18 protein-coding genes are annotated in these 15,935 nt (G+C 73.4%); 13 read left to right on the top strand and 5 right to left on the bottom strand.

Annotation, left to right across the window (positions count from 1 at the left end; genetic code table 11):
- Window positions 1–7: 7 nt before the first annotated feature.
- Window positions 8–181 carry a hypothetical protein gene (locus tag ACZ4VA_RS18475; protein ID WP_355785884.1) on the bottom strand — a complete coding sequence of 58 codons (174 nt, stop codon included), beginning with the start codon at window positions 179–181 and terminating at the stop codon, window positions 8–10.
- A gap of 230 nt (window positions 182–411) precedes the next feature.
- On the opposite strand from ACZ4VA_RS18475, the gene ACZ4VA_RS18470 reads away from it, so the two are divergent.
- The 4 genes from ACZ4VA_RS18470 to ACZ4VA_RS18455 all read left to right on the top strand — a co-directional run bounded on the left by ACZ4VA_RS18470 (window position 412) and on the right by ACZ4VA_RS18455 (window position 4,333).
- Entirely contained in the window at window positions 412–1,629 is a 1,218-nt protein-coding gene (locus ACZ4VA_RS18470; protein ID WP_468082038.1) for an NYN domain-containing protein, read from the top strand.
- Between the two features lie 103 nt (window positions 1,630–1,732).
- Window positions 1,733–2,704, top strand: coding sequence for an ABC transporter ATP-binding protein (locus ACZ4VA_RS18465; RefSeq protein ID WP_356170257.1), 972 nt, complete (start codon window positions 1,733–1,735; stop codon window positions 2,702–2,704).
- Window positions 2,705–2,820: 116 nt separating this feature from the next.
- Window positions 2,821–3,642, top strand: coding sequence for an ABC transporter permease (locus ACZ4VA_RS18460; protein WP_355793894.1), 822 nt, complete (start codon window positions 2,821–2,823; stop codon window positions 3,640–3,642).
- Window positions 3,643–3,676: 34 nt separating this feature from the next.
- A complete protein-coding gene (locus ACZ4VA_RS18455) occupies window positions 3,677–4,333 on the top strand; it encodes an AAA family ATPase (protein ID WP_356238894.1) in 657 nt (218 codons plus the stop codon).
- Between the two features lie 256 nt (window positions 4,334–4,589).
- Here ACZ4VA_RS18455 and ybaK read toward each other — a convergent pair whose 3' ends face one another.
- From ybaK to ACZ4VA_RS18435, 4 genes are all read right to left on the bottom strand, one after another.
- Window positions 4,590–5,090 (bottom strand): Cys-tRNA(Pro) deacylase, encoded by a 501-nt coding sequence (ybaK, locus tag ACZ4VA_RS18450; RefSeq protein ID WP_355788818.1) that lies wholly within the window; start codon window positions 5,088–5,090, stop codon window positions 4,590–4,592.
- A 37-nt stretch (window positions 5,091–5,127) separates the two neighbouring features.
- On the bottom strand, window positions 5,128–5,868 hold the full coding sequence (locus ACZ4VA_RS18445) for an LON peptidase substrate-binding domain-containing protein (RefSeq protein ID WP_356170264.1): 741 nt from the start codon (window positions 5,866–5,868) through the stop codon (window positions 5,128–5,130).
- Between the two features lie 11 nt (window positions 5,869–5,879).
- Window positions 5,880–6,920 (bottom strand): hypothetical protein, encoded by a 1,041-nt coding sequence (locus tag ACZ4VA_RS18440; protein WP_468082034.1) that lies wholly within the window; start codon window positions 6,918–6,920, stop codon window positions 5,880–5,882.
- A 143-nt stretch (window positions 6,921–7,063) separates the two neighbouring features.
- The gene (locus ACZ4VA_RS18435; RefSeq protein ID WP_468082032.1) at window positions 7,064–8,644 is read right to left on the bottom strand and encodes an oxidoreductase; all 1,581 of its coding nucleotides are present in this window, start codon (window positions 8,642–8,644) and stop codon (window positions 7,064–7,066) included.
- Between the two features lie 209 nt (window positions 8,645–8,853).
- Between ACZ4VA_RS18435 and hisD the strand changes: the two genes are divergently transcribed.
- The 9 genes from hisD (at window position 8,854) to bdeA (ending at window position 15,822) form a co-directional block, all read left to right on the top strand.
- The gene (gene hisD / locus ACZ4VA_RS18430; RefSeq protein ID WP_355783637.1) at window positions 8,854–10,176 is read left to right on the top strand and encodes a histidinol dehydrogenase; all 1,323 of its coding nucleotides are present in this window, start codon (window positions 8,854–8,856) and stop codon (window positions 10,174–10,176) included.
- Window positions 10,173–11,309, top strand: a complete 1,137-nt coding sequence (locus ACZ4VA_RS18425) for a histidinol-phosphate transaminase (RefSeq protein WP_355783634.1) — start codon at window positions 10,173–10,175, stop codon at window positions 11,307–11,309. Before hisD ends, ACZ4VA_RS18425 begins: the two co-directional genes overlap by 4 nt.
- Window positions 11,306–11,899, top strand: coding sequence for an imidazoleglycerol-phosphate dehydratase HisB (gene hisB, locus ACZ4VA_RS18420; RefSeq protein WP_355783631.1), 594 nt, complete (start codon window positions 11,306–11,308; stop codon window positions 11,897–11,899). Before ACZ4VA_RS18425 ends, hisB begins: the two co-directional genes overlap by 4 nt.
- Window positions 11,896–12,060 (top strand): hypothetical protein, encoded by a 165-nt coding sequence (locus ACZ4VA_RS18415; protein ID WP_355783629.1) that lies wholly within the window; start codon window positions 11,896–11,898, stop codon window positions 12,058–12,060. Before hisB ends, ACZ4VA_RS18415 begins: the two co-directional genes overlap by 4 nt.
- Window positions 12,051–12,698: an imidazole glycerol phosphate synthase subunit HisH gene (gene hisH / locus ACZ4VA_RS18410; RefSeq protein WP_355783626.1), complete on the top strand. Its 648-nt coding sequence runs from the start codon at window positions 12,051–12,053 to the stop codon at window positions 12,696–12,698. The genes ACZ4VA_RS18415 and hisH overlap by 10 nt, the downstream gene beginning before the upstream one ends.
- Window positions 12,698–13,426 carry a bifunctional 1-(5-phosphoribosyl)-5-((5-phosphoribosylamino)methylideneamino)imidazole-4-carboxamide isomerase/phosphoribosylanthranilate isomerase PriA gene (gene priA / locus ACZ4VA_RS18405; RefSeq protein ID WP_355783624.1) on the top strand — a complete coding sequence of 243 codons (729 nt, stop codon included), beginning with the start codon at window positions 12,698–12,700 and terminating at the stop codon, window positions 13,424–13,426. The genes hisH and priA overlap by 1 nt, the downstream gene beginning before the upstream one ends.
- Window positions 13,423–13,821 (top strand): RidA family protein, encoded by a 399-nt coding sequence (locus tag ACZ4VA_RS18400; RefSeq protein ID WP_355783621.1) that lies wholly within the window; start codon window positions 13,423–13,425, stop codon window positions 13,819–13,821. The genes priA and ACZ4VA_RS18400 overlap by 4 nt, the downstream gene beginning before the upstream one ends.
- Complete coding sequence (gene hisF / locus ACZ4VA_RS18395; RefSeq protein ID WP_355783618.1) at window positions 13,818–14,573, top strand: imidazole glycerol phosphate synthase subunit HisF; 756 nt, start codon at window positions 13,818–13,820, stop codon at window positions 14,571–14,573. The genes ACZ4VA_RS18400 and hisF overlap by 4 nt, the downstream gene beginning before the upstream one ends.
- Before the next feature lie 280 nt (window positions 14,574–14,853).
- Window positions 14,854–15,822 (top strand): bis(hydroxyethyl) terephthalate hydrolase, encoded by a 969-nt coding sequence (gene bdeA, locus ACZ4VA_RS18390; protein WP_389390620.1) that lies wholly within the window; start codon window positions 14,854–14,856, stop codon window positions 15,820–15,822.
- The last annotated feature ends 113 nt before the right edge of the window (window positions 15,823–15,935 follow it).

Below are 15,935 nucleotides of genomic sequence, written 5' to 3'. Positions count from 1 at the left end.
GCCCGCCTCAGTTGTGGCCGAAGCGCTTCTGGTGCTTGCGGGCGACGTCGGCGGGGCTGCCCTGCACCTGAGCCAGCTGCGCTGCCTCGGTGGCGGTGGAACGCGTGTGCTCCGGAGCCTGGTCGGGCTGCGTGGAGCGGTCCTGGGCGGCGCCCTGCTTGCGGTTCTTGTTCTTGGCCATGGGGATCTGCCTCCTGAAGGGGGTCTAGGGGCCAGGGCCGGAACCAGATTCACACGGGCCGACAACCCGCGCATGTCGGACAATCACCGTGCGTGACAAGCGCAGTGGAGGACCGATACACCGCTGCGCCACGCCGAAGATCGAGTTCGGGCCGTTAACCTTCGCGCCGTCGGGCAGACTCGAAGCAGGCCCGAAGCAAACCTCCCGGAAACCGGAAAGAGGGTGGACCCGTGGACCGCTGCATCGTCCTGGTGGACGCCGGGTACCTGCTCGGGGCTGCCGCCAGTCTTCTCGCCGGGGAACCCTCTCGCTCCCGGATCACCGTCGACCACGCCGCCCTCATCCAGGGGCTGCGCGAGCGCGCCGAGTCCGACACGGAACGGCCCCTGCTGCGCATCTACTGGTTCGACGGCGCCCCCGACCGCGTACCGCAGCCCGAGCACCGCAGACTCCGGGTGATGCCCCGCGTCACGGTGCGCCTGGGCGCGCTGACCCGCAGCGACGGGCGGTGGGCGCAGAAGGGCGTCGACGCCGCCATGCACGCCGAACTGACCGAGCTGGCCCGCAACCGCGCCTGCTCCGACGTGGTCCTGGTCACCGGCGACGGGGACCTGCTGCCCGGCATGATGGCCGCGAAGGAGCACGGGGTCGCCGTCCACCTGTGGGCCGTGCAGGCCGCGGACGGCGACTACAACCAGTCGGAGGACCTGGTCGCCGAGGCGGACGAGCGCCGCGTGCTGGACCGGGTCTGGATCACAAAGGCCGTCCGCGCCAAGGAGGTCGGCGGGATCTGCGCGCCGCCGCCCGTGCCGCGGCCCGAGATCGCCGCCATCCTCTCCGCTCCGCTGCCCGAGTCCGCGCTCGCCGCCGCTGCCGAACGCTCCCAGGAGCGGGCCGAGCACGTCACGGCGGAGGAGCCGCGCGACACCGTGCAGGAGCGGGTCCCCGCCCCCAAGGGCGTCCCGACCCCCAAGGACCTGGCCGCCCTGCGCGGTCCCGGCACCCAGCCCGCCCAGCACCCGACGACCGCGACCCTGCGCTGGTCCTCCGACAAGGGCTGGGTCGAGCGCCCGGGCGGCGGCGGGGAGCCCGCCGAGGCCGCCGCGCTGCCCACCCTCGCCCAGCTCACCTCCGCCGAGCAGCGCTGGGCGGACCGCGAGGAGGACATCACCACCGTCGGTGGCGACCCGTACGAGGTCGGGCAGGTGTTCGCGCGCCGGTGGATGGCGCGGCTCACCGACCAGTCCCACCTGCAGAAGCTCTCGGCGATGTACCCCCGCGTCCCGCACCGGGTGGACGGGGAACTGCTGCGGTACGCGGCCCGCTTCGGCCTCCTCGCCCACAAGGACGACCAGATCGACGAGCACGACCGGTACGCGATCCGGGCCGGCTTCTGGCGCGAGATCGACGTGCGTACGGCGGCCGAGCACGCGCCCGCGGGGGAGTGAGCCACGGCCCCGGGCGCATAACGGGGCATCGGACCCCGTAGGCTCGTCCCTCGTGAGTACGCGCACGGCACAGTCAGTCCGCAGGGGACACGGTGGTGCCGTCGTGTGTGCCGTGCGGGGCCTGACGAAGACCTACCCGGCGGTGCGCGGACGGCGCGGCAGCCCCGCGACACCCGAGGTGCGGGCCAACGACGAGGTGCGCCTCGACATCCGGCGCGGGGAGATCTTCGGACTCCTCGGGCCCAACGGCGCCGGCAAGTCCACCCTCGTACGCCAGCTGACCGGGCTGATGCGGCCCGACAGCGGCAGCGTCGAGATCCTCGGGCACGACATCGTGCGCCACCCGGAGCGGGCGGCGCGCATCCTCGCGTACCTCGGGCAGGAGTCCACCGCCCTCGACGACCTGACCGTGTCCCTCGCCGCGGAGACGACCGGGCGGCTGCGCGGCCTCGAACTGCGGCAGGCGCGCGCCGAACGGGACGCCGTCCTGGACGAGCTCGGCCTCGCCCCCCTCGCCTCCCGCCCGCTGCGCAAGCTCTCCGGCGGACAGCGGCGGCTGGCCTGCTTCGCCGCCGCCCTGGTGGGCCGGCGGCCGCTGCTCGTCCTGGACGAGCCCACCACCGGCATGGACCCCGTCGCCCGCCGCGCCGTGTGGGCCGCCGTCGACCGGCGCCGCGCCGAGCACGGCACGACCGTCCTGCTGGTCACCCACAACGTCATCGAGGCCGAGACGGTGCTCGACCGGGTCGCCGTCCTCGACCGGGGCCGGGTCATCGCCTGCGACACCCCGGCCGGGCTGAAGGAGCAGGTCGCCGGGGAGGTGCGGGTCGATCTCGTCTGGCGGCAGAGCGCCCCGCTCGAGGTCCCCGAGGTCGCCGCGCTGCGCGACCGCGCCGTCGAGTCCGGCCGCCGCTGGACGCTGCGGCTCGCGCCCGAGGAGGCCCGCGCGGCCGTCGCCACGGTCACCGGGGGCGCCGCCTTCGCCGCCCTGGACGACTTCACGCTGGCCACGCCGAGCCTGGAGGACGTGTACCTCGCGCTCGGCGGGAACGGGCAGGGGCTGGTGAGATCGTGAGCGCACGGACCGCGGCATCCGTACGTGAGGCCGAGGACGCCGCCGGGCCCCGCCCGGGCGGGGCCACGGACACCGGTGGCCAGGACGGCTGCCGGAGCGAAGAGGAGCAGCTCGACGTGAGTGTCGTACCCGCCGGCGTCCTGCCGGGCAGCGCGCCGCCCCTGGCCGAGGACGCCGGCGACGCCGCGGAGCTGGGGCCGCGGGCCCGCCTGTGGCCGTCGCTGGCCGCCGTGTACCGGGCGCAGCTCTCCCGGGCCCGGGTCGCGCGCATCCCGCTGCTGTTCGTCGCCACCTTCCAGTCCGTCGGCATCATGATCCTGATGCGCGGCGTGGTGGACGGCGGCGGCGAGGCACGGTCCGTGGTGGCCGGGGCCTCGGTCCTGGTCGTCGCCTTCGTCGCCCTGAACCTGCTCGCCCAGTACTTCGGGCAGCTCCGCGCCGGCGGCGGACTCGACCACTACGCCACGCTCCCGGTGCCGCCCGCTGCGGTGGTGCTCGGCGCGGCGGGCGCGTACGCCTCCTTCACCGTCCCCGGGACCTTCGCCACCGCCCTCTTCGGCTGTGTCCTCTTCGGGCTGCCGATGACCCACCTGTGGGTGCTCGTCGCGGTGATCCCGCTCGCCGGTGCCGCCCTCGCCGGGCTCGGCGCCGCACTCGGGCTGCTCGCGCCCCGGCCCGAACTCGCCACGCTCCTCGGCCAGCTGGGGATGTCGGCGGCGCTGCTGCTCGGGGTGCTCCCGCCGGAGCGGCTGCCGACGGTGGTCCAGTACGCCCGCGACCTGCTGCCGTCGACGTACGGCGTCGAGGCCTTCGCGCGGACCTTCGACGCCCACCCCGACTGGGCCTTCGTCCTGGGCGACCTCGCGGTGTGCGCCGGGGTCGGCGTCGCCTCGCTGGCCGTCGCGACCTGGGCCTACCGCCGGGCGGCCGTCCGGTGACGCGGCCGACGGCGGGGCCTGGCACGATGTCAGGGTGACCGCACCGCTGACTCCGCCTCCGCCGCCGCACCAGGGTCCCCCGCACGATGCCTGGCAGGCGCCCCCCGCCGCCGGGACGTCCGCGTACGAGCAGGACGGCCCCGGGATGAAGACCGAAGTGCTGGAGGCCGCCGCGGTCACCGTCGCGGTGGCGCTCGCCGGGGTGCTGCTCGGTCTGCTGTGGTGGTGGCTGGCCCCGCACGTCCCGCTCGTCGGCGGCCTCGTCGACAAGAAGTGGGTCGTCTACTTCAAGGACACCGAGGGCGAGCAGGCGATCGGTGTCGACGGAACGTTTACCCTCCTCGCGGTCGCGTTCGGCGCGGTCAGCGCGCTGGGCGTGTTCCTGATGCGGCGGCGCGGGGGCGTGCCGCTCGTGGTCGGGCTCGCCGTGGGCGGGCTGCTCGGGTCGCTGCTGGCCTGGCGGATCGGGGTGTGGCTCGGGCCCACCCAGAACGTGATCGCCCACGCCCAGGCCGTGGGCAAGGGGGTCACCTTCTCCGCGCCGCTGAAGCTGAACGCCAAGGGGGCGCTGCTGGCGTGGTCCCTGGCGGGGCTGGTAATGCATCTGGGGCTCACCGCGTTGTTCGGGCCCCGGGATCCGGAGCCGTACCCCTCGCCGTACGGGACGGCCACGCCTCCGGCGGGGTCGTAGGGGGCCGGCGGGCGCCGATGCGGGGCCGAGGTGAGGGCGTTTCGCCCCCTCGGCCCCTTCCCGTCCCGTTCCCGGGGGCCGCGCCCCGGACCCTGCGCGCTCGTCCTCGGACGCCGGACGGGCCGACGTGCCCAGCGACCTTATGCCGGGCGCCTGCCGTGGTTCGGGCGGCCCTTGCGCGTGCGCCATTTCCGCTTGCGGGTTCGTTTCGACATGTTCCTCGTACTTAACCGAGGAACGGGCCCGCGTCGAGGGGTCAGGCGCGGGCGACGGGGGCCGAGACCGCTCCGGTGAGGGTCGCGAGGTCGGCGGGCGCGAGTTCGACCTCCAGGCCGCGGCGGCCCGCCGAGACGCAGATCGTGGCGTGCCGGCCGGCGGAGGCGTCCAGGACCGTGCGGAGCTTCTTGCGCTGGCCCAGCGGGGAGATGCCGCCGCGTACGTACCCCGTCGTGCGCTCGGCGGCCGCCGGGTCCGCCATCGCCGCCCGCTTGCCGCCCACCGCCGTGGCCAGGGCCTTCAGGTCGAGGGAGCCCGCGACGGGGACGACGGCGACCACGAGGGCGCCGTCGACGTCCGCCACCAGCGTCTTGAAGACCCGGTCGGGGGAGACGCCCATGGCCTCGGCGGCCTCCTCGCCGTACGAGGGGTGGGCGGGGTCGTGTTCGTAGGCGTGCACCGTGTACGGGACGCCCGCGGCGGTCAGGGCCACCGTCGCCGGGGTGCCGCCCGACTGCTGCTTCTTCTGCTTCTTCGCCATCGCCTTCTCGGATCCGGGAGACGTGTCGGGGGAGATGTCAGTTCAGACTCGTCGGGCCGCGCGTCAGCTCCGACGCCGGCAACGACGGCAGATTACGGATGATCGCCGTCTCCGCGCGCAGGAGTCTCAGCTCGTCGCGCAGGCGCGAGGCGGTGTCCGGTGCCTGGAGCAGCCGCTGCTTCACCGGGATGTCGTGCATCATGGCCGCCGCGACGAGGTACGACACGACGGACGGCTCGTCCGGCAGGTCCGCGCCGGTCGCCAGCGAGCGCTCCCGGGCGCCGGCCAGCCGCTTCTGGTACTGGCGGAAGGCCCGCAGGACGCCCTCGGCGAGCGCCCCGGCCTCGTCCCCGGGGTCCTCCTCCAGTTCCTCCAGCTCGGCCGTGAGGTAGGCGCCGGACGCGTCCACGGACAGCACCCGGACCCGGGTGGTGCCGGTGGCCAGCACCTCGAAGCTGCCGTCGGCCCGCTCGCGGATGGTCGCCGCGTCCGCGACGCAGCCCACCTCGTGGAAGGCGGCGGCCGGCTCGTCCCCGAAGCCGGCGGCGGGACCGCGCTCCAGTACGGCCGTCGGATCCGGCATGCCGGGCGCGGTGGGCGCGACCTCGTGGCCGTCGCGGATGGCGACGACGGCGAACCGGCGCGGTTCGTCCTCGGGGGTCTTCAGGAGATCGCGCATCATGGCGCGATAGCGCTCCTCGAAAATGTTCAGGGGCAGCACGAGACCCGGGAACAGAACCGAGTTCAGCGGGAAGAGCGGGAGCCGGACGGTGGTCACGACGGCAAAGCCTAATGGTCGCCGGAGGCGCGGCGTCCGCCCCGCCCACCCTGTGGATGGCCCGACGGTCCGCGCGTGCCCAGCGGGAGCCCGGAGGCCACCTCCAGACGGATCCCGTCCCGCAGCTCCAGGAACTGCCCCAGCGGGTCGTCGGAGATCCGGTCCCAGGGGAACGAGGTGGCGTACGGGCCGATCTCCCGCAGCTGGTCCAGGGCGTCCTGCCAGCGGTCGAGCGTGATCAGCACGAAGGTCAGGAGGTTGCGGACCTCGGCCGGCCAGGGGTCGCCGGACGGGTAGGCGGCGGAGACCTCGATGGCGAGGTCGGCGGCCGTGTCGAGGCGTCGGCGCGGCACCGCGGGCCCGCCGCCCTCGGTCAGGTAGGCGAAGGCTGCCCGGACGGGCAGGGCCCGCACCAGCGAGCCGGGCAGGGCGTCCTGCGCCGCCCGCTCGGCGAAGTCGAAGCACTCGCGGTGGGAGCCGTACCAGGGGGCCGAGAGGTACTGGAGCGCCGCCACATGACAGCCGTAGTGGTGCGGGGAGCGGCGTACGGCCTCGCCCCACACCTGCTCGAACTCGGTGTGCCCGGCGTTCGTGCCGCGGGCGTGGTCGAGCGCGATCCGCCAGGGCACCGGATCGCGCGGGTCGGCCTCGGAGGCGGCGGTGACGAGCGGGGCGACCTGGCGCAGCAGCTCGGCGCGGGCGGGCGACTCCCAGCCCCGCCGGACCGCCAGTTCGGCGCGGACGAGCAGGGCGTCCGGGTCGTGCGGCGCGGCGGCCTGCCAGGCGCGCAGCCAGCCGTCGCGCGAGCGGGCGAAGGCGGCCAGGCGGATCGCGTAGCGGTCGCGGCTCTCCCATTCGGCGGCGTCGCGCGTGGTGGCCAGGAGCTTGGCCGCGGGCCCGTACTCGCCGCCGCCCGCGGCGACGAGCGCGGGACCCAGCCGCTCGTCGGGCGCGTCGAGGAGCACCTCGTCGTCGGTGGGGAGTCCGGCCGCGAGGCGCGACGTGTGCGTCGCCATCCGGGCGGTGCGAAGGAGCGCGCGCAGCAGTGCCATGGTGGCCCCATTGAAAACCGCAGGTGGGGACAGGGCCAGGGGGTATGCGGTGACGCTTTCGTAACCCTCGGCCGGTTGCCTGGCCGAGGGTCAAGGACAGGCAAAAGATGACCGATGTTCAACTCCTGCCCGGGCGGGGAGCCTCAGTTCCTGCGCAGGGTGCGCGTCGCGCCCGCCGCCACGGTCGTCGCCAGGACCCAGCCCAGCAGGATCACGACCGCCGCCAGCCACTGCCAGCCAGCCCGCAGCTGCCAGTAGCCCACCTGGCCCAGGTCGATGACGGGCAGCAGCAGGTCCAGCGCGAACAGGGAGGGGTTCCAGGAGGGGTGCTCGCCGCCCTTGATCGGCGGATGGCTCGCGTGGGCGAAGGCGAACGAGCCGGCCGCCCACAGCACCGCCATCCACACGGCCGCACGGCCCGGCCGGTACCCGTAGGCGACCGTCCAGTCCTGGGCGTACCCCCAGAGCTTGCCCGCGAGCGGCAGCGTCTCGCGGCGCCGGCGCTGCTTCTCCAGGAGCACCTCGCGCGCGTCCTCGTCCTCACCGGAGCCGCGCAGCACGGCCGCGAGGCGTTCGTAGGGCTCCGGGTTGTACTCGGCGGTCGCCGCGGCCACCCACTCCAGGCGCCGGGTCAGCGGGAAGGCGCCCTGCGGCACCAGGTTCTCGTAGGCGAAGCCGCCCATGTGCAGGCTGCCCGGGCCCGGCCAGCTGGCGGCCCTGTCGACCAGGTTCACCACCCGCGCGCCGGACAGCACGACCTTGCCCCGCTCCGGTCTCTCCCCGAGGAACCGCAGCTCCGGCGTCTGGACCCGGCGCAGGGACAGCTCCTGGTCGTCCTCGAAGACGAACCGGGCCTGGTCCAGGTCCAGGGCGTCGCCGAACCGCCCGTCGTCCAGCCGGACGCCGCCCTGGCACACGAAGCGCTGGATGCGGGTGCCGCGCGCCGGTGTGCCGCCGCCGGTCAGCAGCGGGTTGCCGACGGCCGCCGGGGTCAGGTACAGCGTGCGTTCGACCGTCAGCTGGGGCGCGTTCAGGGCGAGGCGGCCGTAGGGGTTGGTGAGGCGGCTGCCGCGCAGGCTGAGCGAGACGCCGACCTGGGCGCCGCGCAGGCTCAGCTCGCCGTGCGACTCCAGCATCTCCGCCTGGAGGTCCTGGCCCACGCTCATGCCGTCGCCGGTGATCGAGCGCATGCGCCGGTCCCGGTAGACGACGGCCTGGTTCAGCATCAGGTCCGTGCCGATCCGGGCGTCGGTGAGCCGGACGCCGTTGTGGAAGCGGCAGCGCGGCAGATGGAGGTCGCCCTCGGTGTGCACCCGGGCCGCCTCCAGCCGCGGCACCGAGCAGTCGACCAGCCGCACGGTGGTGAACCGGGCCTCCGGCAGCAGGACCTCCTTCTCGAACCGGCACCCCTTCAGCTCCAGGTACGGCTGGATCGTGCCGCCCGCCAGGTCGAGGGTGTCCATGATCTGTACGCCCGTCAGCTTCAGGGAGGAGACGCGGCCGTCCAGCGCGGGCGGTCCGTCCAGCAGCAGCCACGCCACGATCCTGGCCCGCACGCTGCGCTCGGGTCCCCAGGGGTGGCCCCCGTGCGGATCGTCCACGACGGTGTCGCCGCTCCGCAGGTCGTACACGCTGCCGTTGCGGAAGGCCTGCCACATCCCGGCCTCGGCGGCGGTCAGCTCGTCCGGCAGGTCCCCGTTCCTGACGCCGGCACCCTCGGTCACGTGTCTTCCTTCCTCCCCAGCTACTCGCCGGTTTCGTACACCCGTTCAATGCCCGTTCGGTGACGGGCGGAACGCTAGCGGTGACGGGGATCTCCCGGGGCGACTGTCGGCCACCGGTTCAGGCCACGTCCGGGCCGTCTGTCCAGGTCTTGTATCAGCCATTGATACGGGCGTCCGGTGCCCGATGGCGGTCTGAGAGAATTGGCCATGTGATCTCCCGAATCGATCTGCGCGGCGACGCCCTCCCCGAGGGCTCCGCCCTGCGCGACCTGCTGCCCCGAGCCGACTTCGACGTTGCGGCCGCCCTGGAGAAGGTGCGTCCGATCTGCGAGGCCGTGCATCATCGGGGCGACGCGGCGCTGATCGACTACGCGGAGAAGTTCGACGGCGTCCGCCTGGAGTCCGTCCGGGTCCCCGTCCAGGCCCTCACCGACGCCCTGGAGAAGCTCGACCCCGCCGTGCGCGCCGCCCTGGAGGAGTCCGTCCGGCGCGCCCGGATGGTCCACCGCGCCCAGCGCCGCACCGCGCACACCACCCAGGTCGTGCCCGGCGGCTCGGTCACCGAGAAGTGGGTCCCCGTCGGCCGGGTCGGGCTGTACGCGCCCGGCGGCCGCTCGGTGTACCCCTCGTCCGTGGTCATGAACGTGGTCCCGGCGCAGGAGGCCGGCGTCGGGTCCATCGCGCTCGCCTCCCCGGCCCAGGCCGAGTTCGGCGGCCTGCCGCACCCGACGATCCTCGCGGCCTGCGCCCTCCTCGGTGTCGACGAGGTGTACGCGGCCGGTGGCGCCACGGCCGTCGCGATGTTCGCGCACGGCACCGAGTCCTGCCCCTCCGTGAACATGGTCACCGGCCCCGGCAACATCTGGGTCGCCGCCGCCAAGCGCTACTTCACCGGCCGCATCGGCATCGACGCGGAGGCCGGACCCACCGAGATCGCCATCCTCGCCGACGACACCGCCGACCCGGCGCACGTCGCCTCCGACCTGATCAGCCAGGCCGAGCACGACCCTCTCGCGGCCGCCGTCCTCGTCACCGACTCCGTCGCGCTGGCCGACGCGGTCGAGAGGGAACTGGCCCGGCAGGTCGCCGCCACCAAGCACGTCGAGGACCGGATCGCCCCCGCGCTGGCGGGCCGCCAGTCCGCGATCGTGCTGGTCGACGGCGTGGAGGAGGGCCTGCGGGTGGTCGACGCGTACGGCGCCGAGCACCTGGAGATCCAGACCGCCGACGCCGCCGCCGTGGCCGAGCGGGTCACGAACGCCGGCGCGATCTTCGTCGGCCCCTGGGCGCCCGTCTCCCTCGGCGACTACTGCGCCGGCTCCAACCACGTCCTGCCCACCGGCGGCTGCGCCTGCCACTCCTCGGGCCTGAGCGTGCAGTCGTTCCTGCGCGGCATCCACATCGTCGACTACTCGCGCGACGCCCTCGCCGAGGTCGCGCACCACGTCGTGACGCTCGCCGAGGCCGAGGACCTGCCCGCCCACGGCGCCGCCGTCAAGGCCCGGTTCGGCTGGAAGGTGCCCAGCGCGTGACCGGCATCGACGACCTCCCCGTCCGCGACGAACTGCGCGGCAAGACCCCGTACGGCGCACCCCAGCTCGACGTGCCCGTCCGGCTCAACACGAACGAGAACCCGTACCCGCTGCCCGAACCGCTCGTCGAGCGGATCGCCGAGCGGGTGCGCGAGGCCGCCCGCGGCCTCAACCGCTACCCCGACCGGGACGCGGTGGAGCTGCGCACGGCGCTGGCCCGGTATCTGACGGACACCGGCAAGTACGCGGTCGGCCCGGAGAACGTCTGGGCGGCCAACGGCTCCAACGAGGTCATCCAGCAGCTGCTGCAGACCTTCGGCGGCCCCGGCCGGACCGCGATCGGCTTCGAGCCCTCGTACTCGATGCACGCCCTCATCGCGCGCGGCACGGGCACGGGCTGGATCCCCGGCCCGCGCAACGAGGACTTCACCCTCGACCTCGCGGCGGCGGAGGCGGCCGTCGCCGAGCACCGGCCGGACGTCGTCTTCATCACGACGCCGAACAACCCCACCGGCAACTCCGTCCCGCCGGAGACCGTCCTCGCGCTCTACGAGGCCGCGCAGGCGGCGAAGCCGTCCATGGTGATCGTCGACGAGGCGTACGTCGAGTTCAGCCACGGAGCCTCGCTGCTGCCGCTCCTCGAAGATCGGCCGAATCTCGTCGTCTCCCGCACGATGTCCAAGGCCTTCGGCGCCGCCGGACTGCGCCTCGGCTACCTCGCCGCGCACCCCGCGGTCGTGGACGCCGTCCAACTCGTCCGGCTGCCCTACCACCTGTCGGCCGTCACCCAGGCGACCGCGCTGGCCGCCCTGGAGCACACCGAGACGCTGCTCGGCTACGTCGAGCAGCTCAAGGCCGAGCGGGACCGGCTGGTCACCGAGCTGAGCGCGCTCGGCTTCGAGGTCACCGCCTCCGACGCCAACTTCGTCCAGTTCGGGCGGTTCGAGGACCCGCACAAGGCCTGGCAGGAGATCCTCGACCGGGGTGTCCTGGTCCGGGACAACGGCGTACCGGGCCGGCTGAGGGTCTCCGCGGGCACCCCCGCCGAGAACGACGCGTTCCTGGACGCGGTCCGTGAACTACCGAGTCTCGTGGGGGACACCCCCACACCCCCGAAGGAGCAGAGCGCATGAGCCGCGTAGGCCGCGTGGAACGTACGACGAAGGAGACGTCGGTCGTCGTCGAGATCAACCTCGACGGCACCGGCAAGGTCGATGTGGCGACCGGCGTCGGCTTCTACGACCACATGCTCGACCAGCTCGGCCGGCACGGTCTGTTCGACCTGACCGTGAAGACCGAGGGCGATCTGCACATCGACTCGCACCACACCATCGAGGACACCGCCCTCGCGCTCGGCGCCGCCTTCCGGCAGGCCCTCGGCGACAAGGTCGGCATCTACCGCTTCGGCAACTGCACGGTCCCGCTGGACGAGTCGCTCGCCCAGGTGACCGTCGACCTCTCCGGCCGCCCGTACCTGGTGCACACCGAGCCCGAGAACATGGCGCCGATGATCGGCGAGTACGACACGACGATGACCCGGCACATCCTGGAGTCCTTCGTCGCCCAGGCGCAGATCGCCCTGCACGTGCACGTGCCGTACGGGCGCAACGCGCACCACATCGTGGAGTGCCAGTTCAAGGCGCTGGCCCGTGCCCTGCGGTACGCCTCCGAACACGACCCGCGCGCCGCGGGCATCCTCCCCTCCACGAAGGGCGCGCTGTGACCGGCCTGTCGAGCATCCTGATCGTCGTCGGACTCTTCCTGCTCGGCGGTGTCTACTCCTTCGTCAAGCAGCAGATGCCCAAGGGCCTGATCGTGCTGCTCTCCATCGGCGCCGCGATGTGCCTCCTCGCCGGTGTCGTGCGGCTGGAGGTGTGGAATTGAGCGCCGCCAAGAAGGTCGTCGTCTTCGACTACGGCTTCGGCAACGTGCGGTCGGCCGAGCGGGCCCTCGCCCGCACCGGGGCCGAGGTCGAGATCACGCGTGACTTCGACCGCGCCATGAACGCGGACGGGCTGCTGGTACCGGGCGTCGGCGCCTTCGCCTCCTGCATGCAGGGGCTGAAGGAGGCGCGCGGCGACTGGATCGTGGGCCGACGGCTCGCGGGCGGCCGCCCGGTCATGGGCATCTGCGTCGGGATGCAGATCCTCTTCGCCCGCGGCATCGAGCACGGGGTGGAGACCGAGGGCCTGGACGAGTGGCCCGGCGCGGTCGAGCCGCTCCAGGCCGACATCGTGCCGCACATGGGCTGGAACACCGTCGAGGCCCCGGCCGGCTCCCAGCTCTTCGCGGGACTCGACGCCGACGCGCGCTTCTACTTCGTGCACTCCTACGCCGTCCACGACTGGTCCCTGGAGATCACGAACCCGACGCTGCGGGCGCCCCTGGTGACCTGGTCGACGCACGGCAAGCCGTTCGTCGCCGCCGTCGAGAACGGCGCCCTGTGGGCCACCCAGTTCCACCCCGAGAAGTCCGGCGACGCCGGAGCGCAGCTGCTGAACAACTGGATCGGAACCCTCTGATGCCTTCGAAGCTCGAACTCCTCCCCGCCGTCGACGTCCGCGACGGCCAGGCCGTCCGCCTGGTGCACGGCGAGTCCGGGACGGAGACGTCGTACGGCTCCCCGCTGGAGGCCGCCCTCGCCTGGCAGAACGCGGGCGCGGAGTGGCTGCACCTGGTCGACCTGGACGCAGCCTTCGGCACCGGCGACAACCGCGCGCTGATCGCCGAGGTCGCCGGCGCCATGGACATCAAGGTGGAGCTGTCCGGCGGCATCCGCGACGACGACACCCTGGCCGCCGCCCTCGCCACCGGCTGCACCCGGGTCAACCTCGGCACCGCCGCCCTGGAGACCCCCGAGTGGGTCGCCAAGGTCATCGCCGAGCACGGCGACAAGATCGCGGTCGGCCTCGACGTACGCGGCACGACCCTGCGCGGCCGCGGCTGGACCCGCGACGGCGGCGACCTCTACGAGACGCTGGCCCGCCTCGACTCCGAGGGCTGCGCGCGCTACGTCGTCACCGACATCGCCAAGGACGGCACCCTCCAGGGTCCCAACCTGGAGCTGCTGCGCAACGTGTGCGCGGTGACGGACCGCCCCGTGGTGGCCTCCGGCGGGGTCTCCTCCCTGGACGACCTGCGCGCCATCGCCGAACTCGTGCCGCTCGGTGTCGAAGGCTCGATCGTCGGGAAGGCGCTGTACGCGAAGGCGTTCACCCTGGAAGAGGCCCTGGAGGCGGTTGCCCAGTGACCGACGTACGACGTGTGACGACAGGCGCGCCCTGGGAGGACACCTTCGGGTACTCCCGCGCGGTGCAGCTGCCCAACGGCCTGGTGCTGGTCTCCGGCTGCACCTCCATCGTGGACGGCGAGATCGCCGGGGGCGGTCCCTACGAGCAGACGGTGAACGCCTTCAACGTCGCCTTCGCGGCGCTGAAGGAGCTGGGTCTCGAACGCGAGGACGTCGTCCGTACCCGGCTGTACCTCACGCACGCCCGGGACGTGGAGGACGTGGGGCGCGCGCACAAGGAGCTGTTCGACTCGGTGCGGCCCGCCGCGTCGATGCTCATCGTCTCCGGGTTCGTCGACCCCAGCCTGGTCGTCGAGGTCGAGGTCGAGGCGTACCGGGGAGTGTCCGCTCCATGACCCTCGCCGTACGTGTCATCCCCTGCCTGGACGTGGACGACGGCCGGGTCGTCAAGGGCGTCAACTTCCAGAACCTGCGCGACGCGGGCGACCCCGTCGAGATGGCCAAGGTGTACGACGCCGAGGGCGCCGACGAGCTGACGTTCCTGGACATCACCGCGTCCTCGGGCAACCGCGAGACCACCTACGACGTGGTGCGCCGCACCGCCGAGCAGGTCTTCATCCCGCTCACGGTCGGCGGCGGTGTGCGCACCGCCGAGGACGTGGACAAGCTGCTGCGGGCCGGCGCGGACAAGGTGGGCGTGAACACGGCCGCCATCGCCCGCCCCGACCTGATCAGGGAGATCGCCGAGCGCTTCGGCCGGCAGGTGCTGGTCCTGTCGGTGGACGCGCGCCGCACCGAGACCGGCTCCTTCGAGGTCACCACGCACGGCGGCCGCAAGGGCACCGGCATCGACGCCGTCGAGTGGGCGCACCGGGCCGCCGAGCTGGGCGCGGGCGAGATCCTGCTCAACTCGATGGACGCGGACGGCACGAAGAACGGCTACGACATCGAGATGATCGAGGCCGTTCGCAAGCACGTCGGCGTGCCGCTGATCGCCAGCGGGGGAGCGGGGCGGCTGGGCGACTTCCCGCCCGCCGTCGCGGCGGGGGCCGACGCGGTGCTGGCCGCGTCCGTCTTCCACTTCGGTGACCTGCGCATCGGCCAGGTGAAGGAGACCCTGCGGGAGGCCGGACACCCCGTCCGCTGACCCCTCCCGCCCCGACCGTCCGACGGCCCGTACCGGGCAGCTTCCGTGGCTGCCGGGTACGGGCCGTCCGCGTGTGCCGGGCACCGGGGCGGGCGGGATACCGGACGCGGGTCGACGGTGAGACCGGTGATTCTGCCGATGTGCGGGGGCGGGCGGGCCGGGACAGTTGCCGCTGCAACCACCCGAGACGGACCCCGCCGTTCCGGACGCGTTCCCCCACCGGCGCCCCACGCCATGGGAACGCCGTCCGGCGGCCGGGTCCGTCGACCCTCCCGAGAGGATGCACACCGTCGTGCAGCAGCCGAGCAGCGAACTCCCCACCGCCGCACCCGCCCTGGCCCCTTCCCGGCCGGGCCGCCTCAAGTCCCGCCTCGTACGGTCCGGTCTCGCGGCCCTCCTGGCCGTCGGCGGACTCGTCGCGGGCCAGGCCACCGGAGCACAGGCCGCCGGGACGGAGGCCGCCGCGAACCCCTACGAGCGGGGTCCGGCGCCGACCGAGTCGAGCATCGAGGCCCTGCGCGGCCCGTACGCCGTCTCCGAGACCTCGGTCTCGTCCCTCTCCGTCACCGGCTTCGGCGGCGGCACCATCTACTACCCGACCTCGACCAGCGACGGCACGTTCGGCGCCATCGCCATCTCGCCCGGGTACACCGCCTACCAGTCGTCCATCGCCTGGCTCGGACCGCGGCTCGCCTCCCAGGGCTTCGTGGTGTTCACCATCGACACCAACACGACGCTGGACCAGCCCGCCAGCCGCGGCGACCAGCTGCTGGCCGCGCTGGACTACCTGACCTCGCGCAGCACCGTCCGCTCGCGGATCGACAGCAGCCGGCTGGGCGTCATGGGCCACTCCATGGGCGGCGGAGGCACCCTGGAGGCGGCCAAGGACCGTCCCTCGCTCCAGGCGGCGATCCCGCTCACCGGCTGGAACCTCGACAAGACCTGGCCGGAGATCAAGACGCCGACCCTGATCTTCGGGGCCGACGGGGACACGATCGCGCCGGTGGCCACGCACTCCGAGCCCTTCTACTCGAGCCTGCCCAGCTCGCTCGACAAGGCGTACCTGGAGCTGAACGGCGCCACGCACTTCACGCCCAACAGCTCCAACACGACGATCGCGAAGTACAGCATTTCGTGGCTGAAGCGGTTCATCGACAACGACACCCGCTACGAGCAGTTCCTCTGCCCGCTGCCGCGTCCGTCCCTCACGATCGACGAGTACCGCGGCAACTGCCCGCACACCTCCTGACCCCGCGGGCGCCGGCCGGTCCCGGCGGCTCCGCCTGACCCCGGCGGGACCGCCCGCCCCCGGTGAACCGATGACGGCCGTGTGACACGCGGCCGTCATCGGCGTGTCCGGAG

Source organism: Streptomyces sp. NPDC028308 (assembly GCF_055565855.1).
This window is presented reverse-complemented; position numbering and strand designations above follow the sequence as displayed.